Origin of the sequence: Salipiger abyssi (assembly GCF_001975705.1) — a bacterium.
Taxonomy (GTDB): Bacteria; Pseudomonadota; Alphaproteobacteria; order Rhodobacterales; family Rhodobacteraceae; genus Salipiger; species Salipiger abyssi.
In genome coordinates, this window is record NZ_CP015093.1 from 2,476,886 (window position 1) to 2,501,822 (window position 24,937).

The following is a 24,937-nucleotide window of genomic DNA, read 5'->3' on the forward strand; positions in this document are numbered from 1 at the left end:
ACCGGAAATCCGGGCGAAAAAGCGGCGGCTTTCGTGAATTGGCCGCCCAATTTTCGTCAAAGTAAATGAAGGCTTAGCACCGCTTGTTGCGCGCTACGCGATCAGCCTTTGCCAGAGGCACCGCGCGGTTTGCGCCGGCGTGTCGGCTGCGGCCGGTCGGGCTTGGCGCCGTCGAGACCGAGCTGGTCGCGGATCACCCGGCCGCGCAGTTCCTGCACCTCGCCGGGCTTCAGCTGGCCGAGCTGGAAGGGGCCGTAGGAGACCCGGATCAGCCGGTTCACGGTCAGCCCGATATCTGCCATGGCGCGGCGGATCTCGCGGTTCTTGCCCTCGCGCAGCCCGATGGTCAGCCAGGCATTCGCCCCCTGCTGCCGGTCGAGCGCCACCTGCATCGGCTGGAAGGCCTGACCGTCGATCACCAGACCGCTGCGCAGCGGTGCCAGCATCTCCTCCGTGGGCCGCCCGTTGACCCGCACGCGGTATTTCCGCAGCCAGCCGGTCACCGGCAGCTCCAGCTTGCGCTTGATGCCGCCGTCATTGGTCAGCAGCAGCAGCCCCTCGGAATTGAGGTCGAGCCGCCCGACGCTCATCACCCGGGGCAGGTCGTCGGGCAGATCGTCATAGATCGTGCGGCGGCCCTGCTCGTCCTTCGTCGTCGTCACCAGCCCCGGCGGCTTGTGATAGAGCCACATGCGCGGCGCCTGCGGTGCCTCCAAAGGCTTGCCGTCTATGGTGATTTTGTCCTTTTCGGTGACGTTCAGCGCGGCGCGGGTGATGGTCTCGCCATTCACCGTCACGCGGCCCGTCTCGATCATGCGCTCCGCCTCGCGACGGCTGGCGACGCCGGCGCGGGCCAGCACCTTGGCGATGCGGTCGCCGGGCGGGGTCTTGGGGTCTTTGGTCGGGCGGGCAGGGGGCTTTGTCATGTCTCTCGCCATACTGCAAAGCGGTGCCCGGGGGAAGCCGCCTCGCCAAAGCCGCGCGGCTCGGCTATCACCGCGCGTATGAGTTTTCGCAGTCACATGGATCAGGCGCTGTCAGAGGCCCGCGCCGCCGCCGCGCGCGGCGAGGTGCCGGTGGGTGCGGTGGTCGTTTCCCCCTCGGGGACGGTGGTCGCTGCCGCCGGCAACCGGACGCGCGAGCTCAACGATCCCACCGCCCATGCCGAGGTTCTCGCCCTGCGCGCCGCCTGCGCGGCGGCGGGATCGGAGCGGCTGCCGGGGCACGATCTCTACGTGACGCTGGAGCCTTGCCCGATGTGCGCGGCGGCGATTTCCTTTGCCCGCATCGCGCGGCTCTACTACGGCGCGGGCGATCCGAAATCCGGCGGCGTGGCACAGGGCGCGCGGGTGTTTTCGCATCCGCAATGCCATCACGCGCCGGAGGTTTATGACGGGATTGCGGCAAAAGAGGCGGAAACGCTGCTGAAGAGCTTCTTTGCAGAGAGGCGCGAGTCGGGATGCTGATTCTCTTCAACAAGCCCTTTGGCGTGCTGTCGCAGTTCACCGACAAGGGCACCGCCGACAGCCCGCGTGCCACGCTGTCGGATTATATCGACGTGCCGAAGGTCTATCCCGCCGGACGGCTCGACCGCGACAGCGAGGGGCTTTTGCTGCTCACCGATGATGGGCGCTTGCAGGCCCGCATCGCGCATCCGAAATTCAAGAAGCCCAAGACCTATCTGGTGCAGGTCGAGGGCGACCCTCAGGAGGCGCAGCTCGCGCAGCTCCGCGTCGGCGTGACGCTGAAGGACGGGCCGACCCGGCCCGCCAAGGTGCGCCGCCTGCCCGCGCCCGATCTCTGGCCGCGCGTGCCGCCGGTGCGGTTCCGCAAGACCGTGCCCGATGCCTGGCTGGAGGTGACGATCACCGAGGGCCGCAACCGCCAGGTACGGCGCATGGTGGCGCATGTGGGCCTGCCCTGCCTGCGGCTGGTGCGCTGGTCGGTGGGCGACTGGACGGTCGCCGGGCTGGCACCCGGAGAATGGCGCGCGCTCTGATTGCGCGTGCGCGGCGGCTTCCCGGGCGTCTGCTCCATCTATCTGGTCTTTCCGGAAAAATCGCGCCATAGCGTGACGGCATGGACCTCTGGATCATCGTCACCATCGCCGCCGCCTTTTTTCAGACCCTGCGCTTCATGGTGCAGAAGGTGCTGAGCATGGGCGGTCTCAGCGCCACCGGCAGCACGTTTGCGCGTTTTGCCTATGCGTTTCCACCGGCGCTGCTGATCACCGGACTCTATATCGCGCTGACCGGACAAAGCGTGCCGGCGCTCGGCCCGCTCTTCTGGGCTTATGCGCTGACCGGCGGCACCGGGCAGATCCTGGCGACGATTTGCGTGGTGGCGCTGTTCCGGCAGCGCAACTTCGCGGTGGGCATCACCTTCAAGAAGACCGAAGTTATCCAGACGGCGCTGGTCGGTCTGGTGCTGCTGGGCGAGGGGCTGTCGCCGGTGGGCTGGTGGGCAATCCTCATCGGTCTGGTGGGTGTGCTGCTGCTGTCGGACATGCCGGGGGTGAGCGGCCACTGGCTGCGCCGGCTGGGCAACCGGGCGGTGGCGCTGGGGCTTGCCTCGGGTCTTTTCTTTGCCTTCTCGGCGGTGGGCTATCGCGGCGCATCGTTGCAGCTCGAGGTCAGCGACCCGTTCCTGCGCGCCTCGGTCACGCTGTGCTGCGTGGTGCTGTCGCAGTTCCTTGCCATGGCGCTCTGGATGCGCCTTGCCGAGCCCGGGCAGATCACCGCCGTCTGGCGGGCGCGCAAGGTGGCGATCTGGGTGGGGCTCACCTCGATGGCGGGCAGCCTGTGCTGGTTCACCGCCTTCACCCTGCAAAACGCCGCCTATGTGCAGGCGCTGGGGCAGGTGGAGCTGGTCTTTTCGCTGATCGCCTCGGTGATGTTCTTCAAGGAGCGCGTCACCCGCCGGGAACTGGCGGGGATCGGCTTTCTGGCGCTGTCGATTCTGGTGCTGGTCCTGGCGCTCTAGCCGCCGCGGCTTTTTCGTCGCACCGGGCGCCGCCCTACCGGCCGTGCCCTGTTCACGATTCGAAAAATGCGGTATGCGAAGGGAAACAACGCATTAAGATTTTGTCGCCTATATCGGGACGGCAGGCAGAGCGGGCAGGGCAATGGCAACAATTTCGGGCTCCAGCGGCAACGACTGGATCGACGGCACGTCGGGCGACGACTCCATCTCCGGCGGCGATGGCAGGGACACCATTGTCGGCTACGAAGGCGCCGACACCATCGATGGCGGTATCGGCGACGACAGCATCGAGGCAGGCGACGGCAACGATGTCGTCGATACCGGCGAGGGCAATGACACCGTCTCGGGCGGCGCCGACAACGACTCGATCTCGGGTGGCGATGGGGCCGACAGCCTGCACGGCGATACCGGCGACGATACCGTGGAGGGCGGCGCCGGCAACGACACGATCTATGGCGACGACGGCCATGACGTCCTGCGCGACGGCGATGGCGACGATCTGGTCTATAGCGGCGCCGGCGATGACCGCATCGAGATGGGTGCAGGAACGGACACCGTCTATGGCCATGGCGGCGCCGACGTCTTTGTCATCTCCGCCGATAGCGGCACCAATTATATCGAGGATTACAGCGCGGCCGACGGCGATATTCTCGCGATCAATTATCCCGGCATCACCACCTATGACGAGCTGGCGCCCTATCTCAGCGACGATGGCAACTATGGTACGCTGGTCTCGCTTCCCGACGGGTCGGTGACACAGGTCAGGTGGCTGAACTACGCGTCGCTGTCGTCGTCGAACTTCAGCTTCGAATCCGGCGCGGTCTGCCTGTTAAGGGGCACTCTGATCGAGACCGAGGAAGGCCCCCGGCGGGTCGAGACGCTGCGCCCGGGCGACCGGCTGCTGACCCTCGATCACGGCATGCAACCGCTGCTGTTCAGTTCCTCTTCCACCTACCGGTTTCGCGACGGCCCGCACCGGATGAAACCTGTCCGCCTGCGTAAGCACGCGCTGGGTCCGGGCTTTCCCGAGCGCGAGTTGCGGGTGTCACCGCAGCACCGGATCGCCATCCCGCAGGACAATCCGCGCCTTCTGGTCTCTGCCCGGAAACTGGCGGGCGTCGCTGGAGTGACCGATCGTCCCGGTTGCCGGCTGGCGCATTACTTCCACCTGCTCCTGGGCGCGCATGAGCTGATCCGCGCCAATGGCGCCTGGGTCGAGACGCTGCTGGTGACCGATTACACCATCCGCCTGGCCGGAATTCCCGCCGAATTGCAGGGCATGGCCCGCGTGCCGGCGCGTCGCCTGGTCTCGGGGTCCGAGGCAGAGGCAGAGGTTGCGGCGCTCTATGCGCCGCCGCTGGCCATGGCGGGCAACGGCTGAGCGGCCTTCCTGTGATGGCATGACGGCGCATAAGCCGGGTTGCGCCCGTGCCGCGCCGGTGCGAGTTTCTCCGCGCGATCAAGGAGAGAGACATGCCCTTCACATTGGCCACCTGGAATATCAACTCCGTCCGCCTGCGCGAGGCTCTGGTGGCCAAGCTGCTCGCCGAAGAGACGCCCGACGTGCTCTGCCTGCAGGAATGCAAGAGCCCGGTCGACAAGATCCCGATGGAGCAGTTCCGCGAGCTCGGCTATGGCCATATCGTGGCGCGCGGGCAGAAGGGGTACAACGGTGTGGCGATCCTGTCGAAACAGCCGCTGCGCGATTTGGGCGACAAGGATTTCGCCGGGCTCGGCCACGCCCGCCACATCGCCGCCGAGCTGGAAAACGGCGTGACGATCCATAATTTCTACGTGCCCGCGGGCGGCGATGTGCCCGACCGCGAGAAAAACGAGAAATTCGGCCAGAAGCTCGACTACCTCGCCGAGATGCGCGACTGGTTCGCCAGTGAGCGGCCCGGCAAGGCGATCCTGGTGGGCGATCTCAACATTGCCCCGCGCGAGGACGATGTGTGGTCGCACAAGCAGCTGCTCAAGGTGGTCTCGCACACCCCGGTCGAGGTCGAGGCGCTGGGCGCCACGCAGGAGGCCGGTGGCTGGGTCGATATCACCCGCAAGGACATTCCCGAGGGGCAGCTTTATTCCTGGTGGTCCTACCGCGCCCGCGACTGGGACGCGGCGGACAAGGGCCGGCGGCTCGATCACATCTGGGCGACACCGGATATCGCGGGCGCCGGCCACGACAGCCGCATCCTGCGCGCCGCGCGCGGCTGGGAAAAACCCTCCGATCATGCGCCGGTGTTTGCGACCTTCGATCTGTGAACCGGGCGAAGGCGTAGGGGGAATGGTGAGCGGAATGTTGTTGTCAGGTTCCTGACAATATGGTCGGAGCGCGCGCTATGCGGGACCAAGTGTGAGTTCGCTGCGGTTGTTCGAGTGGCTGCTCTTGGACTTTACGTATTGACTAGATCCGTGAACTTGCAGACCTAGTGCGACACGCACAAATTGTTAACGCCCGCTTGGGCGGCGCATGATGAACAACCTTGAACTACTTGCCTTGTTTCAAGCGGAAGAAGACGCTCTTCAAAAAGCCTTCCATAGCCACGGTCTGACCAAGGACAGCACTTACCAGAAACGGCTGGAAACACTCCCGAGATTGCTGCGAGATGTTTTAACGTACCCAGATGAGGTGCTCTGCGCGAAGATCGCAGATCACCTTGCGGCCGGCGTCAATGTAGATGAGACGCCCTCCGACTATGGGGTTACCGCATTCCGTCTCTGCTTCGGTAGCGGCAAAATGGCTTCGATGCGCTCGCTTTTGAGAGCGGGTGCAAAAACGGGATGGACATCGAATCAAATCTCTTTGGCTCTTGGTCAGGTTCCGAAATCTCCTAAAACGGGGAAAGCTGATCCATTCTGCTTTGCATGCCGTGTTGGAAATCTGGCGGCAGCTCAAGAGTATCTTCCTAGGTTTGATACCGGCAGGCAGAAGAACCCGGATGCAGTCATAGCTGCAGTCAAAGCTCGTGCGACTGTGGTTGTAAAGTGGTTGATGGATTTAGGTTTCGATCCGAATGCGGTTGATGAGGCCGAGTGCGAAGCTTTGGAGTGCGCTGTCGATAATGATGATGTCGCTACGGCGGACGCTCTGCTCAGGGCAGGAGCCGCCCCATTCGGAACATCCAACAAGTCGTACACTTCGCCTGTGAAAAAAGCGACATCCAACGCGATGCGCCAACTGTTTGTCAGATATGGCGTAAACCCAGCTTTTTTCGAATACGGACCATCCTTGGTAAGCCCAAACTTCAGGAGACTTCCAGAAGTCACACTGAAAAAATCCGACTTTGAAGCGCATCGAACCAATCGACCTGGTTGTTCGAACCCCGAACCGTTTTTACCCACCTTTTGGAGCGAACGGATGCGTGACGGCCGATACTCAATTCTCGAACCTCTTGGCTATTCCCCAGACCGCAGCAAGCCTGTCTGGTCATTTTCTCGCTATGGGCGCACTGTTACCATGCTTCCAGATGGTCGACTGGTATTCGTGGCCGGTGAACACGAAGATCATTATGATTCCGATTTTTGCATCTATGCCGACGTTACTGTTTTGGGGGCTGACGGGACGGTGGAGCATTTCATCTACCCAAAAGATGTGTTTCCCCCGACCGATTTTCACACAGCAACTCTAGTTGGAGACCAAATCTGGTTGATTGGATGCCTTGGTTATCCGGAACAACGCAAAGACAATCAAACTCAGGTCCTTCGACTGAGTACCTTGGATTTTTCCGTCATGCCAGTAGAGATCAGCGGTGAGTCGCCTGGCTGGATTCACAGACATCGGTCTATACTTACTGCAGACGGAATCCTTGTGATCGGCGGTAAAGTCGCACCTGATTATCTGGATAACCATACAACGTGGTTGCTAAATCTTCAAACGTTGGCGTGGCAAGAGGCTTCCGCTAGCAGCACTTAGAAGCGGTCGCAGCATCCGCCAATCGGCTCGAAGGAGACCTTCGCCACATCGCAAGGAATTGATTGCCGCAATCGCTCGCGTATCGGAGGCCGTCTTGTGAAGGATGTTTTCCGCCTTCCCGGATCGCGAGCCACTGGAACCCAAGCCCCCTGTCAGGGTTGGGCAAAGCCCTGTACAAGCGAGCCCATGATCTTTTCCGACCTGCGCATCCTCTGGTCCGTCGCCATTGCCATCCTGCTGCCGCTCGCCGTGGGCGTCGCCGTCTGGCGGGTGCTGCGGCATGCCCGCACGCCGCAGGGCTCGGTGGCCTGGGTGGTTTTCCTGCTCTCCTCGCCCTGGTTCGCGCTGCCCGCCTATCTGTTCTTCGGCCACCACAAGCTGCACGGCTACACCAAGCAGCGCCGGGCCAGCCACGAGGCGATGAAGCGACTGGAATCCTACGCGCAGGCGGTGCGTCCGCGCGAGCAGCGGCCCGAGTACCGGCTGTTCGAGCGGCTCGCCGGGCTGCCGGTGGTGGGCGGCAACGCACTTGAGCTGCTGATCGACGGCGACGCGGTGTTTCCGGCGATCTTCGCAGCCATCGACCGGGCGGAAGACTATGTGCTGGTGCAGTATTACACCATCGTCGACGACGAGACGGGCGGGGCGCTCGCCGATCACCTGATCGCCGCCGCCGGGCGCGGGGTCACGGTGCGGGTGATTTATGACGGCGTGGGCAGCTATGGGCTTTCGGCGGAATGGAGGGCGCGGCTGAGCGAGGCCGGGGTCGAGGTGCTCGACCCGCGCAGCGCCCGCGGGCCGACTTCGCGCTTGCAGGTGAATTTCCGCAACCACCGCAAGACGGTGATCGTGGACGGGCGCGAGGGCTTTCTCGGCGGGCTCAACATGTCCGACACCTATCGCGGGCTGAATCCGAAATTCGGCGCCTGGCGCGACACCCATCTGAAGCTTGCTGGCCCCGCCGTGGCGCAGCTCCAGCTCGCCTATATCGAGGACTGGCACTGGGCCACCGGCGAGGCGATGGGGCCGTCACTGTTCTGGACGCCGGCGCCGCGCGACGATGGCGCGGATGCGGTGATCGTGCCCTGCGGTCCGGTCGATACGCTCGACACCGGGGCACTGTTCTATTTCGCCGCGATCTCGGACGCGCGGGAGCGGGTCTGGATCGCCTCGCCCTATTTTGTGCCCGACGGCGACATTCTCTCGGCGCTGAAAACAGCGGCGCTGCGGGGCTGTGACGTGCGTGTGCTGATCCCCGACAGCCGCGACCACTGGCCGACCTGGCTGGCGGCCTTTGCCTATTTCGACGAGGTGCGCGATGCCGGCGTCAAGATCTATCGCTACAAGCCGGGCTTCATGCATCAGAAGGTGGTGCTGACCGACGACCGGTTGGTGGGCATCGGCACCGCCAATCTCGACAACCGCTCGTTCCGGCTGAATTTCGAGACCATGGCGGCGGTGTTCGATCATGACTTCGCCGGTGAGGTCGCAGCGATGCTGGAAGAGGATTTCGCCGCCGCCGAGCCGATGACCCGGACGCTCGGCCAGCGGCCGCTCTGGCTGCGCGCCGGGGCGCTGGTGTCGCGGCTGATGGCGCCGGTGCTGTGAGGGAGAATACGCGGTTGAAAATCGCAAGCTACAATATTCGCAAGGCGGTGGGGCTCGACCGGCGCCGCGACCCGGCGCGGATCCTGAAGGTTCTGAACGGCATCGGCGCCGATGTGGTGATGTTGCAGGAGGCCGATCTGCGGCTCGGCGCGCGTCCGGCGGCGATCCCGCGCTTCCTGATCTCGCAGGAGACCGATTACGAGGTGGTCGATCTGGCGGTGAACGACGTCAGCCTCGGCTGGCACGGCAATGCGGTGCTGATGCGCCGGGGGCTTGAAGTGCAAAGTGTGAAGCGGCTCGACCTGCCCGGGCTGGAGCCGCGCGGCGCGGTGCTGGTGGAGGTCGGGGGCATGACGCTGGTCGGTGCGCATCTGGGACTGATGCGCCGCTACCGGCTGTTGCAGATGACCGCGATCCGCGAAGAGCTCAGCGGGCGCGAGGCGCGCGCCTTCATCGCCGGCGATTTCAACGAATGGTCCGATATCCGCGGCTACGAGCCCTGGGAGCGGGATTTCCGGCTGGTCCTGCCCGGGCGCAGCTATCACGCCGCGCGGCCCTTCGTGGCGCTCGACGGCTTTGCCTATGGCACCGGGCTGGCGCTTGAGGGCATGGGGGTCGAACGCTCCGGCCCGGCGCGGGTCGCCTCCGATCACCTGCCGATCTGGGCCGAGCTCGGGCCGGGCTGAGCGGGCGCGCGCCGCGCGAAAGGCGGCGGCGATCCTCATGCCGCAGGGCGCGGCCCTTGCAAGATCCGGGGTCATGGGCCATTTCTCTGGGCAAAGTGACCGCAGCAGCGGAGGACAGGATGCTGGAACTGGGTGGCAATACGCAGGCGCCGACGGGCGATCTGATCAAAGAGGTGTCCGAGGCCAATTTCATGGCCGAGGTGGTGGAGAAGTCGCAGGAGGTCCCGGTCATCGTCGACTTCTGGGCGCCGTGGTGCGGCCCCTGCAAGCAGCTCGGCCCGGCGCTGGAAGAGGCGGTCAAGGCCGCCAAGGGCGCCGTGGTCATGGCCAAGGTCAATGTCGACGAGAACCAGATGATCGCGGGCCAGCTGCGCATCCAGTCGATCCCGACGGTCTATGCCTTCTGGCAGGGCCAGCCGGTCGACGGCTTCCAGGGCGCGCTGCCGGGCTCCGAACTCAAGGCCTTCATCGACCGCGTCGTGCAGGCGGCGGGCGGCGAGGCCGGCGGCGGCGGGCTCGACGATGCCATCGAGGCGGCCGAGGAGATGCTGGAGCAGGGCGCGGCCACCGACGCGGCGCAGACCTTTGCCGCGATCTTGGGCGAAGAGCCCGAGAACGCACGCGCCTACGGCGGCTTTGTGCGGGCGCATATCGCCATGGAGGATCTCGACCAGGCGGAGGCGATCCTGAACGGCGCCCCCATCGCGATCTCCAAAAGCCCCGAGCTGGAAGCCGCGCATGCGCAGCTTGAACTCGCCAAGCAGGCCGCCGATGCCGGCCCGGTGGGCGATCTCATGGCCAAGGTCGAGGCCGATCCCGACGATCATCAGGCCCGTTTCGATCTGGCGCAGGCGCTTTATGCCGGCGGCGATGCCGAGGGTGCGGTGGCGCAGCTTCTGGAGCTGTTCCGGCGCGACCGCGAGTGGAACGACGGCGCCGCCAAGGCGCAGCTCTTCACCATTTTCGAGGCGCTGAAGCCGAATGATCCGGTGGTGCTGAACGGGCGGCGCAAGCTCAGCTCGATGATATTTGCCTGACGCGTGTGGCGGGCTAGCTCGTGGGCATGTCCAGACGTTTTGACCTGCCGGGCACGATCCCGATCTTTCCGCTTCCGGGCGCGCTGCTGCTGCCGCGCGCCCGCCTGCCGTTGCACATTTTCGAGCCGCGCTATCTGGCGATGCTCGACGACGCGCTGAAGAGCGAGACGCGGCTTATCGGCATGATCCAGCCCGACAGCATGGCCGAGCGCGATGGCGGCACCGGTCTGCACCGCATCGGCTGTGCCGGGCGCGTCACGCAGTTCTCGGAAACCGAGGACGGGCGCTACATGATCACCCTCACCGGCCTGTCGCGCTTTCGGGTGCTGAAGGAGGTCGAGGGCTTCACCCCCTATCGCCGTTGCGAGGTCAGCTGGGAGGGGTTCGAGCGCGACCAGTCCGGCACCGAGAGCGATGACTGTTTCGACCGGGCGGGCTTCCTGAAGCTGCTCGACCGCTATTTCGACGCGCGCGGGCTCTCCGCCGACTGGGACACGCTGAAAGAGGCGGAGGACGAGCTGCTGATCAACTCGCTCTCGATGCTTCTGGAATTCGAGGTCGAGGACAAGCAGGCGCTGCTCGAGGCGCCATCGCTACAGACCCGGCGCGAGACGCTGGTGACATTGATCGAATACGCCCTGCGGGGCGGCGGAGAGGATATCATACAATGACAGAGACCGTGACGCCGCCCCCGGCGCCTGCGTTCGACCGGCGGATGCTGGAAGCGCTGATCTGCCCGGCGAGCCAGAGCACGCTCGAATACGATGCCGAGCGGCAGGAACTGGTGAGCCGCGCCGCCGAGCTCGCCTATCCGATCCGCGACGGCATCCCGGTGATGCTGGTCGACGAGGCGCGTCGGCTCGACGATTGACGGCGCATGGTGGGCAGATTGCCCGCCCTAAGATGCTACGCTGGCACGAGCCGCGCCATCGCCGGCCCGTGGGGTGGCGATCTTCCCTCTGAAGCTCTCGATTTATCCCTGCCAAATCCGAAAGACCTCGACACGCTGCGCTGCTGTTACCAAATCGCCAGCCCGAGGGGACGGGCCGGCGATGGCGCGGCGGCCTGCGGCCTTGTTCCGCGCTTGGGACATTGTTCCACTGTCCGGCGGGAAATCTGCTCACCGACCTAGACGCCCGCGCCGATCCTCACATCGCCAGCGCCCGGGCAAACACCGCCGGATCGACATTGCCGCCGGATACCGTGCAGATCACCGCGTCCCCCGCGATCTCGTCGGGACGGAAGAGCGCCGAGGCCAGCGCCACCGCGCCGCCGGGCTCGGCGACGATCTTGAGATGGCGGAACGCCGCCTGCATCGCCCGCAACGCCTCTTCCTCGGTGACGGCAAGGCCGGGCCCACAAAGACGGTGCATGATCGGAAAGGTCAGATCGCCCGGCTGCGGCGTGACGATCGCATCGCAGATATTGCCCGAAAGCTGCGCATTGCGCTCGATCGCGCCGGAGGCCAGCGAGCGGCGCACATCGTCAAAGCCTTCGGGCTCTGCCGGACGCACCCGCAGTCCCGGCGCCCTGGCCTCCAGCGCCAGCGCGATGCCGGAGGTCAGCCCGCCGCCGCCGCAACAGACGATCACATCCGCCTCGGTCACGCCCGCCTCGGCGGCCTGCTCGGCGATCTCCAGCCCGCAGGTGCCCTGACCGGCGATCACCAGCGGCTCGTCGAAGGGCTTGATCAGCGTCAGCCCGCGCTCGGCGGCGAGCTTTGCGCCGAGCGCGTCGCGATCCTCGGTGGCGCGATCATAGGGCACGACCTCGGCGCCGAGCCCTCTGGTGCCCGCGACCTTCGCCGCCGGCGCGTCGGAGGGCATGATGATCACCGCGGGAATGCCATGCGCGCGGGCGGCGGCGGCAACGCCCTGCGCGTGGTTGCCCGAGGAGAACGCGATCACGCCGCGCGCGCGGATCTCCGGATCGAGCGCCGAGATCGCCGACCAGCCGCCGCGGAACTTGAAGCTGCCGGTATGTTGCAGGCATTCCGCCTTCACCAGCACACGCCGCCCGGCGATCTCGTCGAGAAAGGGCGAGGAGAGCAGCGGCGTACGCCGGGCGTGGCCGGCCAGCCGCGCGGCGGCGGCTTCGATGCGGGTGATGTCCATGAGGTATCCTGTCGGCTGTCGTTGGCGGCAAGGTGCGCCCGGGGCCGGGGGGCTGTCAACGGGGCTTGCGGCCCGGCGCGACGCGGGGCAGGGTCTCGCGCCATGATCGAGCGGAACCATGAGGCAGAAGGCGTGGTGTCGCGGGCGTTTTACTCGCCCTGCGAGCGCTATCGCTACGGGCTGGAGCGACGCTGGGGCGAGGGGCCGTCGCTGCTCTATATCATGCTGAACCCCTCGACCGCCGACGAGCTGCGCAACGACCCCACCATCGAGCGCTGCCAGCGCCGGGCAGTACAACTGGGCTTTGGCGCCATGCGCATCGCCAATCTCTTTGCCTGGCGCGCCACGCGGCCCGAGGATCTGCGCCGCGCCGCCGCCCCGGTGGGGTCTGAGAACGATGCGCTGCTGCGCGACTGGCAGGGCACGGCGGAGATGACGCTGGCCGCCTGGGGCGTGCATGGCGCGCATCTCGGGCGCGGGCCGGAGATGGCGGCGGCGCTGGGCGGGGCGCTGCATCATCTGGGGCTGACCCGCGAGGGGCACCCACGCCACCCGCTCTATGTCTCTTATAAGGTGATGCCGGCGCCCTGGCCTTTGGAAGAGCGCTATGGCGGGGCGGCGTTTCCGGCCTGTTAACCTCGCTCTGCGATATCCGTTGAACGGTGTCCGGGGATCGGGGAAGATACCCGGCGCCTGTTTTGCGAGGATGGCGGATGCTCTGGCTTGCCGGTTTGATGGGGATGATGGTGCTGGGGTCGGTGGCGATCATCGGCACGCAGGATCCGTCCGCAGATCATTCCGGCGATGACGAGGGCAGCGCCGATCCCGAGGATACCGTTGAGCGCCCTGCCGAAAAGGAGGCTGAGGGCGCGACGGGGCTGGCCCCGAATGGCGGGTTGATCGCCTCCGGCGGCGATGGCGACGACACACTGACCGGCACGCCCGAGACCGATCTTCTCGGTGGCGGGGCCGGCGACGATCTGGTCGACGGGCTCGGCGCCGATGACGAGCTGGTGGGCGGGCCCGGCGCCGATACAGTGATCGGCGGTCCGGGCAATGATACGTTGCATGGCGATGCGGGCACCGATCTGCTTATGGGTATGGCGGGCAATGATGCGCTGTTCGCCCATGACGGTGGCGGCACGCTCGACGGCGGCGAGGATGCGGACGAATTGCAGGGCGGGCTCTCCGGCGATCTGCTTCTGGGCGGCAGCGGCAACGATGCGCTGCACGGGCGCGAGGGGGCGGATACGCTGATCGGCGGGCCCGGCGCCGACACGCTCTTCGGCGGCTGGGACGCTGATCTGCTGTCCGGTGTCGAGCGGGATGGCGACGGCATCGACCGCGACGATGTGGATTTTCTCAATGGCGGCGATGGCGACGACACGCTCGAGATCGGCGCCGGCGATGTCGCCACCGGCGGCGAAGGGGCCGACAGCTTTGTCCTCGGGCGCTGGATCACTCAGGGCGAGGCGCCGATCCTGACGGATTTCGACCGGGCCGAGGATCGGATGCTGGTCTTTTACGACGACAGCGGCGGCGCCGCGCCGCCGGAGCTGGCGTTGCGCCCCAGTGCCGAGACACCGGGCATGATCGAGCTCCTGCTCGACGGCGCGCCGCTGGCGATCATGCCCGATGCCGATGCGCCGGCGCTCGACAGCATCGTATTGCTGGGCGAAAGCTCGGCTGCCGCGCTGGGCGCCTGATCCCGCGGCGCACCGCCATCTGCGGCGAAGGGGCAGGGCCCCGCCGCCCCGGAATTTTCTTTTCATCTGCGTGGAATCGCCCTATACGCCCGCATCCGCCCCGCGAGGGGGCGGGTTTCTCCATGGGCCCTGCTGGACGACATCCCGGCTTGCGCCATCCACACCAACCTTTGAAGGAGACCCCGATGTCGATCACCGTCGAAGAAAAAAACAAGCTGATGAAGGAATACGCCACCAAGGAAGGCGACACCGGTTCGCCCGAGGTGCAGGTGGCCATTCTGACCAGCCGTATTTCCACCCTGACCGAGCACTTCAAGACCCACAAGAAGGACAACCACTCGCGTCGTGGCCTTCTGAAGCTGGTGGCTCAGCGCCGCAAGCTGCTGGACTACCTGAAGGGCAAGGACGAGGGCCGTTACCTCGACCTCATCAAGCGTCTGGGCATCCGCCGCTAAAGGCACCGGTGGGCAGATTGCCCACCCTACGATTCCGAACGCCCGTTCCGAGAGGAGCGGGCGTTTTGCGTTGCCGCGGGTCTTAGGGCGGGCCGGTGAGCAGCCGCTCGTCGATCAGGAAATCCATGCCACGGCGCCAGGCGATATCGGTATTGCCGCGAATATCGGTCTGATAGAGCGCAACCACCTCGCCGGTCTCGGCATTGCGCTCGCGCAGGATCACCGTCTGCACCAGAACCGAGAGTTTCTGCACTGCGCCGGAAAACGACCGGGCGGCGCCGATCTTGCGCGCCATCGCCGCCTCGCAATGGTTGCAGGTGAAAACCTCGCCATGTTTGTCGAGATCCGCCGCAAGCGGCGCGGTGTCGAGCAGCGCATAGCGCCCGCTCTCCGCCAGGCGCTGGCGCAGATGCGTGGTGAGCATCGCGATGCGCGCATGCTCGGCCTCGTTCTTTTCGCCGAATTCGACCTCCTGGCTGAAATTGATGAAGCTGAGATCGAACACCGCCACCGGCAGCGGATCGGCGCGCAGCGGCAGCGCCATGAGGCAGAAGAGGCAAAGCAGACGGGTAAACATGGCGGGTCTCCGGAAGGACGGGCGACAGCAGCAGTGTAGCAGGCAGGGCGCCTTACGTCGGCACAGCCATTCGTCGGTGGTGCCGGGGTGAAACCTCTTGGCAGCGGCAGCGGAAATGGCATATTTGGTACGATATAACATACCAAGACAGGAGATGCCCTTGCCCAGCCTCCCACAATCCACGCCGTCGCCCCGCATCCGACCGGAGCCGCTCCGGTGAGCCGGCGGCAGGGCACCAATTGCGGCGCCACCCGGCTCCGGCGCCGCCACCGTCCGGGCGATCCGATGCGGCGCTTCGATGCGCTGCCGGCGCCGTTGCGGCGCTGGCTGGCCGAGGCCGCGCGCCCCTGGTCGCCGGCCTCCAGCCTCGCCATCTGGCGCAAGGTGCGCGCCCGGGGCGGCACGGTCGAGGAGGCGCTGGCGCGGCTCGACCGCGCGGAGCGGGCGCTGCTGGCGCGCGATACCGCCGATTGACGCCCCGTTCCGCCCTGTCACGAGGGTTTTTCTTTTCATTTTGGGGGAAACACTGTATGGCCGCGCCATCTGAGACGTGACGCCCTTGGCCCCCGGGCGCGTGCAGGAGGATAGGGGGCGGCGGCAATGGGGCCGCCATGAAAACGGGAGACCCGGGAGGGCCCGGGAGTGCTCCCTCACAGGATACGAAAATGTTCAATATTTCGAAGAAAAGCATGCAGTGGGGGGAGGAAACCCTCACTCTGGAAACGGGCAAGGTTGCCCGTCAGGCCGACGGATCGGTGATCGCCACTCTGGGCGAAACCTCTGTCATGGCCAACGTGACTTTTGCAAAAGAGCCGAAGCCCGGTCAGGATTTCTTTCCGCTGACCGTGCATTATCAGGAAAAATACTATGCCGCGGGCAAGGTGCCCGGCGGCTTCTTCAAGCGCGAGGCGCGTCCGACCGAGAAGGAAACGCTGACCGCGCGCCTGATCGACCGTCCGATCCGCCCGCTCTTCGTTCCCGGCTTCAAGCATGAAGTGCTGGTGATGTGCACCGTGCTGAGCCACGATCTGGTCAACGATCCCGACATCGTCGCGATGATCGCCGCCTCCGCCGCGCTGACCATCTCGGGCGTGCCCTTCATGGGCCCGATCGCCGGTGCCCGCGTCGGTTTCGAGGATGGCGAGTATGTGCTGAACCCGACCGTCGACGACATGCAAGGGCTGCGCAACAACCCCGAGCAGCGTCTCGACCTCGTGGTCGCCGGCACCAAAGACGCCGTGATGATGGTGGAATCGGAAGCCTACGAGCTGACCGAAGACGAGATGCTCGGCGCCGTGACCTTTGCGCATGAGCAGATCCAGCCGGTCATCGACCTGATCATCTCGCTGGCCGAATCGGCCGCGAAAGAGCCCTTCGACTTCCAGCCGCCGGATTACTCGGCGCTGTACGAAGTGGTCAAAGGCCTCGGCGAAGACAAGATGCGCGCCGCCTATGCGATCACCGACAAGCAGGAGCGCGTCGCCGCCGTTTCCGCCGCCAAGGAAGAGATCAAGTCCCAGCTCAGCGAAGAGCAGCTGGAAGACGCCAATCTCGGCTCGGCGCTGAAAAAGCTGGAATCGACGGTGCTGCGCGCCGATGTGGTGAAGAACAAGCGCCGCATCGACGGCCGCGCGCTGGATCAGGTGCGCCCGATCGTGTCGGAAACCGGCGTGCTGCCGCGGACCCACGGTTCGTCGCTCTTCACCCGTGGCGAGACCCAGGCGATGGTCGTGACCACGCTGGGCACCGGCGACGACGAGCAGATCATCGACGCGCTGCACGGCAATTTCCGCTCGAACTTCCTGCTGCATTACAACTTCCCGCCGTATTCGGTTGGTGAAGTGGGCCGCGTCGGCTCCCCGGGCCGCCGCGAGATCGGCCACGGCAAGCTGGCATGGCGCGCGCTTCAGGCGGTGCTGCCGGCGGCGACCGATTTCCCCTACACGATCCGTGTGGTGTCGGAGATCACCGAGTCGAACGGCTCCTCCTCGATGGCCTCCGTCTGCGGCGGCTCGCTGTCGATGATGGATGCCGGCGTGCCGCTCAAGGCGCCGGTGGCCGGTGTGGCCATGGGCCTCGTGCTCGAAGACGATGGCGACTGGGCCGTGCTGACCGACATCCTCGGCGACGAGGATCACCTCGGCGACATGGACTTCAAGGTCGCGGGCACCGAGAACGGCATCACCTCGCTTCAGATGGACATCAAGGTTGCGGGCATCACGCCCGAGATCATGAAGCAGGCGCTGGCACAGGCCAAGGAAGGCCGGATGCACATCCTCGGCGAGATGTCCAAGGCGCTGACCGAAGCGGCGGAATTCTCCGTGCACGCGCCGCGCATCGAGATGATGCAGATCCCCACCGACAAGATCCGCGAAGTGATCGGCTCGGGCGGCAAGGTTATCCGCGAGATCGTCGAAGTGTCGGGCGCCAAGGTCGACATCAACGACGAGGGCCTGATCAAGATCGCCTCGCCCAACGGCGAAGCCATCCAGAAGGCCTATGACATGATCCACTCGATCGTGGCCGAGCCGGAAGAGGGCAAGGTCTACAAGGGCAAGGTCGTGAAGATCGTCGATTTCGGCGCCTTCGTGAACTTCTTCGGCAAGCGCGACGGTCTGGTGCACGTGTCCCAGATCGAGAACCGCCGCCTGAACCATCCCTCGGACGTGCTGAAGGAAGGCCAGGAGGTCTATGTGAAGCTGCTCGGCTTTGACGACCGTGGCAAGGTGCGTCTGGCGATGAAGATGGTCGACCAGGAAACCGGCGAAGAGCTGCCGCCGGAAGCGAAAAAGAAAAAGGAAGAAGACGCCGCTGAGTAAGGCGCTCTTCCGAGAAACGCGAAACGCCCCGGCTCAGTGCCGGGGCGTTTTCAGTTCCGGAAGAGCGGCGGCGCTGCGCTCTCCGGTTCGAAGACGACCGAAGTGGTCTCGGGTGTGGCCCAGAAGCCTTCGAAATAGTCGGCGGGATCGGCTGCGCTACGCCGCGCGTCGGTCATCGCGAGAAGCCCTGCGACATCGTCATACGCCCAGCTCAGCATGACCCCGGGGGCGGTGACAGCGCAGAGCTTTTCGCCGGGCAGCGAAGTGGCGGGATTGTCCTGCGACAGGCTGCTGACAGGACAGCTTCGTGACATGTCGCGCCACTCGTTCCAGAGCGTCGCCTGCGTCTCACCCAGCGCAGCGAGATAGTGCCCAAGCGCCGGTTCGAGCATGGCGGGCAGCACGTCTTCCTCGGGGCGGTAAAGCCCGGCGTTGTCGCAATAGGCCTCAATTCGGGCGGCGAGATCCATATCGGCCTCGGGGATCTCTCCGGCAATGATCTGAAGCCAGACGGTGCGGGCAAAGCGATCGAACTCGCCCTCCATGCCGACCGCTTTCGCGACCGCCTGCCAGCGCACGGGCCGTCCGGTCTGCTTGATAATGTCCTCGAACCCGTCCGGGGCGGGATTGACCCGGGCCAGAAGCCCTCCTTCTTCGATCTGCGTCATCAGCTCTACGGGATTGAGTGTCGTGTGCATCGGCCCATAGGCGGCGGTATCGGGCGCGTAGCCGGGTACAAGGAAAAACGGATTCAGGACCACGAAAACATGGTCGTAGTCGTATTTCCACCAATCGAGGACCGGAACATTGAAATACGGGTGCTGGAGTCGGCGCGGAACGTCCGCGAGGAGGTCTTCGGAGAAATCTGACTGCATTGGGCAGCTTCTAGAGTATCCCTCCGAGCGTTTGCAACTTGCCTTGGGTCAATATTGCATGTGCGGTCACGGCGTCGGAATTACCCGTTTCTTAATCTTTTCCTGATGAACTTGCGGCGCAATACGACGCTGCGGCATCACTCACGGAGCCGAGCAGTCCGGCGGGCCTCGGTTGGGGATGACCGGGGCCCTTGTTTTTGCACGACTTCGCGCTGGGGAAGCGTGCCGGTGCAGGCCTGAATAGGCCACAAAAAAAGGCCGGGCAAAAAGCCCGGCCAGGTCCAACAGGGAGGTGCATGCGATAACCCGCACATGCAACGGGAACTCTTGGCGTCGGTAATATTATACCAGATGGATACTACTTTGATCTGCGTCAAGCGGGAAGTAGGACCTTTTGATACTCGGCAGAATTGTGCCGGCTGTGCGCAAATCGGCACATTTTCAGGCGACGAGCCGATATCCCCCCGATTCCGTGACGAGAATGCGGGCATTTGACGGATCGGGCTCGATTTTCTGGCGCAGGCGGTAGATATGCGTCTCGAGCGTGTGGGTGGTCACCCCGGCATTGTAGCCCCAGACCTCATGCAGCAGCACGTCGCGCGCCACCACGCCCTCGGTGGCGCGGTAGAGGAACTTGAGGATATTGGTTTCCTTCTCGGTGAGGCGGATCTTGCGATCGTCCTCGGTCACCAGCAGCTTCATCGACGGGCGGAACGTGTAGGGGCCGACGGTAAAGACCGCGTCTTCGGATTGCTCGTGCTGGCGCAGCTGGGCGCGGATCCGGGCGAGCAACACCGGGAACTTGAAGGGCTTGGTGACGTAATCGTTGGCGCCGGCGTCGAGCCCGAGGATCGTGTCGGCATCGGTGTCATGGCCGGTCAGCATGATGATCGGCGCCTTGACGCCCTGCTTGCGCATCAGCCGGCAGAGCTCGCGCCCGTCCGTGTCGGGCAGGCCCACATCGAGAATGATCAGCTCGTAATTCTGTTCTTTCACCCGCGACATGGCCGAGGCGCCGTTCTCGGCCTCGAAGACCTCGAAATCCTCGGTCATCACCAGTTGCTCGGCCAGCGCCTCGCGCAGGTCGTCATCGTCGTCCACCAGAAGGATGTTCTTGATCTGAGGCATCTTTATCTCTCCGTGTCGTCTTGCCCTCACATGGAAACACCGTTGCGTGTGGACAAGATTTGCTGCACCAGTTTCACGCCCTCGTGTTGAACGGAGGCTTTTGTTACAAGGCACAAGCTGATTTATTTCAGCGCTGCCGTTTGGAAAGAGCCCGGATGCCCCTTGCGCCCAACCTGATGGAGATCCTTGCCCGTGCCCGCGCCGATCTGCGCATGGGCGTGCCGGTGGTGCTGTCGGGCGAGGGCGGGCAGGGCGCGCTGGTGCTCGCCGCCGAGACCGCGACGGAGGACCGGCTGGCGCTGCTGCGCGCGGCGGAGGGCGATCTCGATCTGGTGCTGACCGCGCGGCGGGCGGCGACGCTGAAGGCACGGGTTTATGACGGCGATCTGGCGCGTGTGGCGCTGCCGCGCGATGCCGATCTTGGCTGGGTGCGCAATATCGCCGACCCGGCGGACGATCTGTCGATGCCGATGAAGGGCCCGCTGAAGGAGCGGCGCGGCGGCGATGTGGCGCTGCACCGGCTGGCCATCGGGCTGGCGAAATCGGCGCGGCTGCTGCCGGCGGCGCTTGTGCTGCCGCTGGAGGCGCCGATGGGCGTCGCCATGCGCGAGAACCTGACGCTGGTCGACGGGGTTGCGGCGGCGCCCTCGATGCTTCTCTTGTCCAATCTCGATCATGTGGTCTCGGCCCGGGTGCCGCTGGAGACGACCGAGAACGCACGCCTGCACATCTACCGCCCGGCGGACGGCTCCGAGGAACATTACGCCGTCGAGGTGGGCCGCCCGGACCGTCACAAGCCGGTGCTGGCGCGGCTGCATTCGGCCTGTTTCACCGGCGATGTGCTGGGCTCGCTGAAATGCGATTGCGGCCCACAACTGCATGCGGCGCTGGCGCGGATGGGCGAGGAGGGCGCGGGCGTGCTGCTCTATCTCAACCAGGAAGGGCGGGGGATCGGGCTCGCCAACAAGATGCGCGCCTATGCGTTGCAGGATCAGGGCTTTGACACGGTGCAGGCCAATCACCGGCTGGGCTTCGAGGACGATGAGCGGGATTTCCGGCTGGGGGCCGAGATCCTGCGGCGGATGGGGTTCAATGCGGTGCGGCTGCTGACCAACAACCCCAACAAGCTCGCGATGATGGAGCGTTCGGGCATTGCTGTGGCTGAGCGGGTCCCGCTGAAGGTGGGAAAGACCGCGTTCAACGCGCATTACCTCGCCACCAAGGCGGCGAAATCGGGGCATCTGCTGTAGCATGGAGATGGTTCTGACGCCTCTTGGGTTGCGGTTTGCCGGGCGGGTCTGGCCCTGCTCCATCGGGCGCGGCGGCATCCGTGCCGACAAGCGCGAGGGCGACGGGGCGACGCCGGTGGGTGTGCACCGCATCGTCGGCACGCTCTACCGCCCCGACCGGGTGGCGCGGCCCGCGCCCTGGGCCGTGCCGATCCTGCCGGGCGATCTCTGGTCGGATGCTTCTGGCGATCCGGCCTATAACACGCTGGTGCGAGCGCCCTATGCGCCCAGCCACGAGTGCATGCGCCGCGCCGATCCGCTCTATGACATCGTGCTGCTGACCGACTGGAACTGGCCCGACGCCGTGCCGGGGCGCGGCTCGGCGATCTTCCTGCACCAGTGGCGGAGGCCGGGCTTTCCGACAGAGGGCTGCATCGCGTTCCGCCGCGATCACCTGCGCCAGATCGCGGCGCTTGCGGCGCCGGGGACGCGGCTTGTGGTGCCGGGGTCGCTGGGGTGAGCCACTGGCCGTTGACCTCGCCAGCGGCGAAACGGTAGCCGGGCATAGCGGCAGCCCTCGCCCTTGTTCCGGGCCAGGGGCGCGGGACTTGAGGTGGCTATGGGGGCTGGTTCTGGAGTTCGCCGCTAGCCGCTCATTCGACGCACGCTCATCGAGATATGGGCACGGCGGATGAGGGCGGCGGCTTGAGTGTCGCCGGCACGCAGCGCCGTCTGTGTCTCGCGCAGCTCGCTGAGAAAGATTGCGCATTCGTCGGCCAGATCCATATGCGGGATGGATTTCAGCCAGATCCGCGCGGTGCGGAAATAGAGCCGTTCGGTCATCTCGCGCAGCGCCGCGTTGCCGGTGAGCGAGAGGCCGAAGCTGTGATATTCCATATTGAGCTGGGCAAAGCCGCGCGGCTCCGGCGCGGCCAGCAGCGCCTCGCCCCGGGTGACGAAGCCCGCGATCTCATCCAGCATCTCCGGCGTCACCGGCAGCGGGTCGAGCGTGCCGGCGAGCTGCGCCAGCTCCAGCCGCAGCGCATAGACCTGCGCCATCTCGCCGATCTCGACATCGGTCACCAGCGTGCCGACGCCGTGGCGACTTTCGACCAGCCCCTCGTCCTCGAGCCGCGCCAGCACCCGGCGCAGCGGTGTGCGCGAGGTGCCGAATTCCTGTGCCAGCGCGGTTTCCGACAGAAGCGTGCCCGGCGGATAATCGAGCAGGCAGATGCGGGCGCGCAGTTCCGCGTGCAGACGCTGGAACCGCCGCGCCGCGCCGCTCACGCGGCGATGCTCCGCGCCACGCCCTCCAGCATGGTCAGGCATTGCGAGAGCTGATCGCGCGAGACGTATTCGTCGGGCTTGTGCGCCTCCTTGATCGAGCCGGGGCCGCAGACCACGACCGACATGCCCATCTCCTGGAAGAGTCCCGCCTCGGTGCCGAAGGGCACCACGTCGCAGGCATCGTTGCCGGTGAGCTGCGCCACCAGATCGCGGGCGGCGTTCTCGGGCAGCGGTTCCAGCCCGGCGACCTCGCCGATCACCTGGGTTTCGATGCGGGCGGCGGGGTTCACCTTGCGCATGGCGGGCAGCAGTTCGGTCTCGACATAGGCGTGCAGCGCCTCCTTGACGAAACCGGCGTCAGAGGCCTGCACCGGGCGCATTTCCCAGTCGACCTCGGCAAAGCCGGGGATCACGTTATGCGCGACACCGCCATAGAGCCGCCCGACATTGACCGTGGTCCAGGGCGGATCGAAGCGCGAATTCGCCGGCACGCGGGTTTTCAGCTGCTCGGCCAGCGCCATCAGCCGGGTGACATAGCGCACCGCGTATTCCACCGCGTTCACCCCGCGCTCGGGCGCCGAGCCGTGGCCCTCCAGCCCGTGAAAGCGGCAGGTATATTCGCAGCAGCCCTTGTGGCCCTCGATGATGCGCATGTCCGTGGGCTCGCCGACAATGGCCATACGGGGCGCGTAGCCGCGCTTTTCCAGCTCGGGCACCAGCGCGCGCGCGCCCATGCAGCCCACTTCCTCGTCATGGGTGAAGCACAGATGCACCGGACGCTTCAGCGGGGTTTCGGCCAGCGGGTCGGCCATGGCGACGGCGGCGGCGATGAAGCCCTTCATGTCGCAGGCGCCGCGCCCGTGCAGCCGGTCGTTGCGCTCGGTGAGCTGGAACGGGTTGGAATGCCAGACCTGATCGGTGACCGGCACCACGTCGGAATGGCCCGACAGCACCACGCCGCCCGGCACGTCCGGGCCGATGGTGGCGAACATGTTGGCCTTGGCGCCGCTGGCGTCGGCAAACAGCTCCACCCGAGCGCCGTGATGTTCAAGCCGGTTGGCCATCCACGCCATCATGTCGAGATTGCTGTCGCTCGACACGGTGGGGAAGGAGATGAGTTCGGCCAGAAGGGCTTCGGTCTCTTTCAGCATAGATGTGTCCTTTAAGGTTTGACGAACATCTGGCGCGGGCGGTCGCAGAAGCATTCCGCCGGGCCGTTCTCGGTGATCAGGATGGATTCGGTGATTTCCAGCCCCCAGTCGGACATCCAGAGGCCGGGCATGAAGTGAAAGGTCATGCCGGGTTGCAGCACGGTTTCGTCCTCGGAGCGGATCGAGATCGTGCGCTCGCCCCAGTCCGGCGGGTAGGAGAGACCGATCGGATAGCCGCAGCGTGCGCCGCGTTCGATGCCGGCGCGCTCCAGCGGCGCGGCCAGCGCATCGGCGATGTCGCAGGCGCGATTGCCGGCGCGGGCGGCTTCCAGCCCGGCCTCCAGCCCCTCGACCAGCGCCGCCTCGGCGCTGCGGAAGATCTCCGGCGGCTCGCCGAGAAAGATCGTGCGGCAGAACGGCGTGTGATAGCGGCGGTAGCAGCCGGCGATCTCGAAAAACGTGGCCTCGCCCTTGTTGAAGGGGCGCCCGTCCCAGGTCAGATGCGGGGCGGCGGCATCGGAGCCCGAGGGCAGCAGCGGCACGATGGAGGCGTAATCGCCCCAGTCGTCGCCCACGCCGAGGATCGCGTCGCGCTGGATCTCGGCCACAACCTGGTGTTTCGGCACGCCCGGCTCGACCCGCTCCAGCAGACCGTCGACGATCTTTTCGGAGATCTTTGCCGCCTTGCGCATAAAGGCGATCTCTTCGGCGGATTTGATGCCGCGCTGCCAGTTCACCAGCGCGGTGGCGTCGATCAGCGTGGCATCGGGCAGGGCGGCAGCCAGCGCCTGATAGGCCTTGGCGGAGAAATAGTAATTCTCCATCTCGACGCCGAGCCGTGCGCCCTCCAGCCCCATGCCGATGAGCCGCTGGGCGAGATCCTCCATCGGGTGGCGCTCGGTCGACTGAACGTAGTTGTCGGCATAGCCGATCACCCGGTCGTCGCCCATCCAGACGGTGCGGATGGCGCCGTTGGTGTCCTGATTGCGGCCCCACCAGACCGGATCGGCGTCGGGAAACACCAGTACGCCCTGATGGACATAGAAGGACCAGCCGTCATAGGCGGTGATCCACGCCATATTGGCGGGGTCGGTGACCAGCAGCACTTCGATCCCGGCGCGTTCCATGGCGGCACGGGTCAGCGCCAGGCGGCGCTCGTATTCCGTTTCGCTGAACGGCAGGTCTTTCTGGAATCGGTGCTGGCGCATAGCGAGTCTCCGGTCGTGTCTTCGCCCCAGCTAGCCACTTGTGCACAACTGGGGCTGTCAAAAACCGACATTCGGCGTCGCTTGCGGAGCTAAGTGCTGAAAAACGTCGCCTCTGCTGATTAGTTGTGCACCCCTGAGGTTAAAACCCGGTATTTTTCACGA

26 protein-coding genes are annotated in these 24,937 nt (G+C 65.5%); 18 read left to right on the forward strand and 8 right to left on the reverse strand.

Annotation, left to right across the window (positions count from 1 at the left end; all coding sequences use genetic code 11):
- Window positions 1–101: 101 nt before the first annotated feature.
- Window positions 102–926, reverse strand: a complete 825-nt coding sequence (locus Ga0080574_RS15555) for a pseudouridine synthase (RefSeq protein WP_076701485.1) — start codon at window positions 924–926, stop codon at window positions 102–104.
- A gap of 78 nt (window positions 927–1,004) precedes the next feature.
- On the opposite strand from Ga0080574_RS15555, the gene Ga0080574_RS15560 reads away from it, so the two are divergent.
- The 11 genes from Ga0080574_RS15560 to Ga0080574_RS15605 all read left to right on the forward strand — a co-directional run bounded on the left by Ga0080574_RS15560 (window position 1,005) and on the right by Ga0080574_RS15605 (window position 11,097).
- On the forward strand, window positions 1,005–1,466 hold the full coding sequence (locus Ga0080574_RS15560; RefSeq protein WP_076701489.1) for a nucleoside deaminase: 462 nt from the start codon (window positions 1,005–1,007) through the stop codon (window positions 1,464–1,466).
- Entirely contained in the window at window positions 1,460–1,999 is a 540-nt protein-coding gene (locus Ga0080574_RS15565) for a pseudouridine synthase (RefSeq protein WP_076701493.1), read from the forward strand. The genes Ga0080574_RS15560 and Ga0080574_RS15565 overlap by 7 nt, the downstream gene beginning before the upstream one ends.
- Window positions 2,000–2,079: 80 nt before the next feature.
- Window positions 2,080–2,982, forward strand: coding sequence for a DMT family transporter (locus Ga0080574_RS15570; RefSeq protein WP_076701497.1), 903 nt, complete (start codon window positions 2,080–2,082; stop codon window positions 2,980–2,982).
- Between the two features lie 142 nt (window positions 2,983–3,124).
- Entirely contained in the window at window positions 3,125–4,363 is a 1,239-nt protein-coding gene (locus tag Ga0080574_RS15575; protein WP_076701502.1) for a Hint domain-containing protein, read from the forward strand.
- A 92-nt stretch (window positions 4,364–4,455) separates the two neighbouring features.
- The gene (locus Ga0080574_RS15580; RefSeq protein WP_076701507.1) at window positions 4,456–5,244 is read left to right on the forward strand and encodes an exodeoxyribonuclease III; all 789 of its coding nucleotides are present in this window, start codon (window positions 4,456–4,458) and stop codon (window positions 5,242–5,244) included.
- A gap of 211 nt (window positions 5,245–5,455) precedes the next feature.
- Window positions 5,456–6,895, forward strand: a complete 1,440-nt coding sequence (locus Ga0080574_RS25955) for an ankyrin repeat domain-containing protein (RefSeq protein ID WP_198039731.1) — start codon at window positions 5,456–5,458, stop codon at window positions 6,893–6,895.
- Between the two features lie 186 nt (window positions 6,896–7,081).
- The gene (gene cls / locus Ga0080574_RS15585; protein WP_076701512.1) at window positions 7,082–8,503 is read left to right on the forward strand and encodes a cardiolipin synthase; all 1,422 of its coding nucleotides are present in this window, start codon (window positions 7,082–7,084) and stop codon (window positions 8,501–8,503) included.
- A 14-nt stretch (window positions 8,504–8,517) separates the two neighbouring features.
- Window positions 8,518–9,189 (forward strand): endonuclease/exonuclease/phosphatase family protein, encoded by a 672-nt coding sequence (locus Ga0080574_RS15590; RefSeq protein WP_076701516.1) that lies wholly within the window; start codon window positions 8,518–8,520, stop codon window positions 9,187–9,189.
- A 119-nt stretch (window positions 9,190–9,308) separates the two neighbouring features.
- Window positions 9,309–10,226 (forward strand): thioredoxin, encoded by a 918-nt coding sequence (gene trxA / locus Ga0080574_RS15595; protein WP_076701520.1) that lies wholly within the window; start codon window positions 9,309–9,311, stop codon window positions 10,224–10,226.
- A 26-nt stretch (window positions 10,227–10,252) separates the two neighbouring features.
- Window positions 10,253–10,897: an LON peptidase substrate-binding domain-containing protein gene (locus Ga0080574_RS15600; protein WP_076701525.1), complete on the forward strand. Its 645-nt coding sequence runs from the start codon at window positions 10,253–10,255 to the stop codon at window positions 10,895–10,897.
- Entirely contained in the window at window positions 10,894–11,097 is a 204-nt protein-coding gene (locus Ga0080574_RS15605) for a Trm112 family protein (protein ID WP_076701529.1), read from the forward strand. Before Ga0080574_RS15600 ends, Ga0080574_RS15605 begins: the two co-directional genes overlap by 4 nt.
- Before the next feature lie 277 nt (window positions 11,098–11,374).
- Here the strand turns inward: Ga0080574_RS15605 and Ga0080574_RS15610 are convergent, their stop codons facing one another.
- Window positions 11,375–12,340 (reverse strand): threonine ammonia-lyase, encoded by a 966-nt coding sequence (locus Ga0080574_RS15610; protein ID WP_076701534.1) that lies wholly within the window; start codon window positions 12,338–12,340, stop codon window positions 11,375–11,377.
- Between the two features lie 102 nt (window positions 12,341–12,442).
- On the opposite strand from Ga0080574_RS15610, the gene Ga0080574_RS15615 reads away from it, so the two are divergent.
- The 3 genes from Ga0080574_RS15615 to rpsO all read left to right on the forward strand — a co-directional run bounded on the left by Ga0080574_RS15615 (window position 12,443) and on the right by rpsO (window position 14,501).
- Window positions 12,443–12,976, forward strand: a complete 534-nt coding sequence (locus tag Ga0080574_RS15615; protein WP_076701538.1) for a DUF1643 domain-containing protein — start codon at window positions 12,443–12,445, stop codon at window positions 12,974–12,976.
- A 77-nt stretch (window positions 12,977–13,053) separates the two neighbouring features.
- Window positions 13,054–14,046: a calcium-binding protein gene (locus tag Ga0080574_RS15620; RefSeq protein WP_076701542.1), complete on the forward strand. Its 993-nt coding sequence runs from the start codon at window positions 13,054–13,056 to the stop codon at window positions 14,044–14,046.
- 185 nt (window positions 14,047–14,231) lie between these two features.
- Window positions 14,232–14,501 carry a 30S ribosomal protein S15 gene (gene rpsO / locus Ga0080574_RS15625; RefSeq protein ID WP_076701546.1) on the forward strand — a complete coding sequence of 90 codons (270 nt, stop codon included), beginning with the start codon at window positions 14,232–14,234 and terminating at the stop codon, window positions 14,499–14,501.
- An 82-nt stretch (window positions 14,502–14,583) separates the two neighbouring features.
- Here the strand turns inward: rpsO and Ga0080574_RS15630 are convergent, their stop codons facing one another.
- Entirely contained in the window at window positions 14,584–15,078 is a 495-nt protein-coding gene (locus Ga0080574_RS15630; RefSeq protein WP_076701549.1) for a DUF3280 domain-containing protein, read from the reverse strand.
- A gap of 216 nt (window positions 15,079–15,294) precedes the next feature.
- On the opposite strand from Ga0080574_RS15630, the gene Ga0080574_RS25960 reads away from it, so the two are divergent.
- Window positions 15,295–15,552 (forward strand): DUF6525 family protein, encoded by a 258-nt coding sequence (locus Ga0080574_RS25960; protein WP_335743510.1) that lies wholly within the window; start codon window positions 15,295–15,297, stop codon window positions 15,550–15,552.
- Between the two features lie 191 nt (window positions 15,553–15,743).
- Window positions 15,744–17,897 (forward strand): polyribonucleotide nucleotidyltransferase, encoded by a 2,154-nt coding sequence (gene pnp / locus Ga0080574_RS15640; protein ID WP_076701554.1) that lies wholly within the window; start codon window positions 15,744–15,746, stop codon window positions 17,895–17,897.
- A gap of 50 nt (window positions 17,898–17,947) precedes the next feature.
- On the opposite strand, the gene Ga0080574_RS15645 is transcribed toward pnp, so the two are convergent.
- Window positions 17,948–18,772, reverse strand: coding sequence for a DUF2711 family protein (locus tag Ga0080574_RS15645; protein ID WP_076701558.1), 825 nt, complete (start codon window positions 18,770–18,772; stop codon window positions 17,948–17,950).
- A gap of 441 nt (window positions 18,773–19,213) precedes the next feature.
- Window positions 19,214–19,900: a response regulator transcription factor gene (locus Ga0080574_RS15650; protein ID WP_076701562.1), complete on the reverse strand. Its 687-nt coding sequence runs from the start codon at window positions 19,898–19,900 to the stop codon at window positions 19,214–19,216.
- Window positions 19,901–20,055: 155 nt separating this feature from the next.
- On the opposite strand from Ga0080574_RS15650, the gene ribA reads away from it, so the two are divergent.
- Together ribA and Ga0080574_RS15660 are read left to right on the forward strand one after the other, a co-directional pair.
- Window positions 20,056–21,150, forward strand: coding sequence for a GTP cyclohydrolase II (gene ribA / locus Ga0080574_RS15655; protein ID WP_076701566.1), 1,095 nt, complete (start codon window positions 20,056–20,058; stop codon window positions 21,148–21,150).
- Window position 21,151: 1 nt separating this feature from the next.
- Entirely contained in the window at window positions 21,152–21,649 is a 498-nt protein-coding gene (locus tag Ga0080574_RS15660; protein WP_076701569.1) for a L,D-transpeptidase family protein, read from the forward strand.
- 125 nt (window positions 21,650–21,774) lie between these two features.
- On the opposite strand, the gene Ga0080574_RS15665 is transcribed toward Ga0080574_RS15660, so the two are convergent.
- From Ga0080574_RS15665 to Ga0080574_RS15675, 3 genes are read right to left on the reverse strand one after another with little or no spacing between them, the layout of a single operon-like run.
- Complete coding sequence (locus tag Ga0080574_RS15665; protein ID WP_083716870.1) at window positions 21,775–22,416, reverse strand: GntR family transcriptional regulator; 642 nt, start codon at window positions 22,414–22,416, stop codon at window positions 21,775–21,777.
- Window positions 22,413–23,567: an acetylornithine deacetylase gene (gene argE / locus Ga0080574_RS15670; protein WP_076701576.1), complete on the reverse strand. Its 1,155-nt coding sequence runs from the start codon at window positions 23,565–23,567 to the stop codon at window positions 22,413–22,415. Before argE ends, Ga0080574_RS15665 begins: the two co-directional genes overlap by 4 nt.
- An 11-nt stretch (window positions 23,568–23,578) precedes the next feature.
- A complete protein-coding gene (locus tag Ga0080574_RS15675; protein WP_076701581.1) occupies window positions 23,579–24,775 on the reverse strand; it encodes a M24 family metallopeptidase in 1,197 nt (398 codons plus the stop codon).
- Window positions 24,776–24,937 lie beyond the last annotated feature (162 nt).

Coding starts and splice junctions, on each gene's coding strand:
- Ga0080574_RS15575 (WP_076701502.1), top strand. CDS start 3,125: ATGGCAACAATTTCGGGCTCCAGCGGCAACGACTGGATCGACGGCACG.
- Ga0080574_RS15560 (WP_076701489.1), top strand. CDS start 1,005: ATGAGTTTTCGCAGTCACATGGATCAGGCGCTGTCAGAGGCCCGCGCC.
- ribA (WP_076701566.1), top strand. CDS start 20,056: ATGCCCCTTGCGCCCAACCTGATGGAGATCCTTGCCCGTGCCCGCGCC.
- Ga0080574_RS15565 (WP_076701493.1), top strand. CDS start 1,460: ATGCTGATTCTCTTCAACAAGCCCTTTGGCGTGCTGTCGCAGTTCACC.
- Ga0080574_RS15605 (WP_076701529.1), top strand. CDS start 10,894: ATGACAGAGACCGTGACGCCGCCCCCGGCGCCTGCGTTCGACCGGCGG.
- trxA (WP_076701520.1), top strand. CDS start 9,309: ATGCTGGAACTGGGTGGCAATACGCAGGCGCCGACGGGCGATCTGATC.
- Ga0080574_RS15660 (WP_076701569.1), top strand. CDS start 21,152: ATGGAGATGGTTCTGACGCCTCTTGGGTTGCGGTTTGCCGGGCGGGTC.
- Ga0080574_RS15675 (WP_076701581.1), bottom strand. CDS start 24,775: ATGCGCCAGCACCGATTCCAGAAAGACCTGCCGTTCAGCGAAACGGAA.
- Ga0080574_RS15610 (WP_076701534.1), bottom strand. CDS start 12,340: ATGGACATCACCCGCATCGAAGCCGCCGCCGCGCGGCTGGCCGGCCAC.
- Ga0080574_RS15615 (WP_076701538.1), top strand. CDS start 12,443: ATGATCGAGCGGAACCATGAGGCAGAAGGCGTGGTGTCGCGGGCGTTT.
- Ga0080574_RS15620 (WP_076701542.1), top strand. CDS start 13,054: ATGCTCTGGCTTGCCGGTTTGATGGGGATGATGGTGCTGGGGTCGGTG.
- Ga0080574_RS15580 (WP_076701507.1), top strand. CDS start 4,456: ATGCCCTTCACATTGGCCACCTGGAATATCAACTCCGTCCGCCTGCGC.
- Ga0080574_RS25955 (WP_198039731.1), top strand. CDS start 5,456: ATGAACAACCTTGAACTACTTGCCTTGTTTCAAGCGGAAGAAGACGCT.
- cls (WP_076701512.1), top strand. CDS start 7,082: ATGATCTTTTCCGACCTGCGCATCCTCTGGTCCGTCGCCATTGCCATC.
- Ga0080574_RS15555 (WP_076701485.1), bottom strand. CDS start 926: ATGACAAAGCCCCCTGCCCGCCCGACCAAAGACCCCAAGACCCCGCCC.
- Ga0080574_RS15630 (WP_076701549.1), bottom strand. CDS start 15,078: ATGTTTACCCGTCTGCTTTGCCTCTTCTGCCTCATGGCGCTGCCGCTG.
- Ga0080574_RS15600 (WP_076701525.1), top strand. CDS start 10,253: ATGTCCAGACGTTTTGACCTGCCGGGCACGATCCCGATCTTTCCGCTT.
- rpsO (WP_076701546.1), top strand. CDS start 14,232: ATGTCGATCACCGTCGAAGAAAAAAACAAGCTGATGAAGGAATACGCC.
- argE (WP_076701576.1), bottom strand. CDS start 23,567: ATGCTGAAAGAGACCGAAGCCCTTCTGGCCGAACTCATCTCCTTCCCC.
- Ga0080574_RS15650 (WP_076701562.1), bottom strand. CDS start 19,900: ATGCCTCAGATCAAGAACATCCTTCTGGTGGACGACGATGACGACCTG.
- Ga0080574_RS15645 (WP_076701558.1), bottom strand. CDS start 18,772: ATGCAGTCAGATTTCTCCGAAGACCTCCTCGCGGACGTTCCGCGCCGA.
- pnp (WP_076701554.1), top strand. CDS start 15,744: ATGTTCAATATTTCGAAGAAAAGCATGCAGTGGGGGGAGGAAACCCTC.
- Ga0080574_RS15570 (WP_076701497.1), top strand. CDS start 2,080: ATGGACCTCTGGATCATCGTCACCATCGCCGCCGCCTTTTTTCAGACC.